Below are 1,191 nucleotides of genomic sequence, written 5' to 3'. Positions count from 1 at the left end.
CAGAAAAAAGGCCAGCCCCCATGGACACCACCATTAAAGCCAGGAAAGCGTGCATACGCGCCTTCATGACTAAAAACAGCAGCAGTAAAACAGACCCTACTGCTGTTAAAACAAGCGTTAATGTAGTCACTACTTATTTGCCTTTTTTAATAACCTCAATGGTGCTTGCCACAACACCTTCCAGCGGTTGATCGATATCCACCACCAGTACATCGGTTTCGTCCGCACCCGGCTCCTGCAGCGTTTCAAACTGCGTCACCAACATTTGGGTTTTAAAGAAATGGCCTTTGCGCGCTTTCAGGCGGCTTTCAATCACGTCAAAATCGCCTTTCAGGTAGATGAAAGAGAGATTCGGATTACCTTCACGCAGCAAGTCGCGATAGTGTTTTTTCAATGCAGAACAGACGATCAGTGACACTTTATTAGTGCGCTGCATAGCAAACGCGGCGTCGTTCAGCGCCTGCAACCACGGTTTGCGATCGTCGTCATTCAGCGGTTCGCCAGACGCCATTTTTTCGATATTGCGCCGTGGATGGAGGAAATCGCCATCAAGAAACGCGGCATGAAGTTGATGCGCCACTTCACTGGCGACCGCAGATTTGCCGCTGCCCGATACGCCCATCAAGACGTAAATGTGGTGATCATGGTTAGTCGTGCTCAAAGTGGTGCCCCCACAATACAAGAATTAAAAATGTTACGGGTAACTGTTATCGGTAACATTGTCCAGCCGGACAATATCAGAAGCAATATCCATCCATGCCTTAAGTGTATAAGTGTGAGCTACTTCAAATTTGTAGGCTTAAATAGATCCGCCCGGTGACAAGGTGAAACCTAAATCTAACATTTTCGGTGTCACAGATTCGCCACGAATACGCGCCAGCAGGCGTTCAGCGCCAATACTGCCCATCCGCTCACGCGGCGTCAGCACGCTCGCAAGTCGTGGCTCCATCACCTGACCAATGTCATGACCGTGGAAACCGGCAATCGCCATATCGTCAGGAACTTTTAACCCCAGACGCTGACATTCAAACGCCGCGCCGACCGCCAGGTCATCATTCGTACAGAACACGCCATCCAGCTGCGGATATTCCCGCCGCGCCTGGCGAATCAGTTCAATACCGGAAGAGTAAGAAGAAGATTGCTCAACCATCACGCTATACGGCACCAGGCCTGCATCCAGCATCGCCTGTT

3 protein-coding genes are annotated in these 1,191 nt (G+C 50.3%); all 3 read right to left on the bottom strand.

Features of this window, described 5'->3' with window-relative positions; genetic code table 11:
- Window positions 1-130 (bottom strand): hypothetical protein (locus R7Z41_RS24725; protein ID WP_192817659.1); only part of this gene is annotated, 130 nt, incomplete at its 3' end.
- Window positions 131-133: 3 nt separating this feature from the next.
- Window positions 134-661, bottom strand: a complete 528-nt coding sequence (gene gntK / locus R7Z41_RS24035; protein WP_000108330.1) for a gluconokinase — start codon at window positions 659-661, stop codon at window positions 134-136.
- Window positions 662-799: 138 nt separating this feature from the next.
- Window positions 800-1,191: substrate-binding domain-containing protein (locus tag R7Z41_RS24030; RefSeq protein WP_318141641.1), on the bottom strand; the 392-nt coding region annotated here is incomplete at its 5' end.

It is taken from the genome of Vibrio sp. 1457 (assembly GCF_033340195.1).
GTDB lineage: Bacteria > Pseudomonadota > Gammaproteobacteria > Enterobacterales > Vibrionaceae > Vibrio > Vibrio alginolyticus.
Note: the sequence above shows the minus strand (reverse complement) of the source record. Positions and strands in the feature narration are given on the sequence as shown.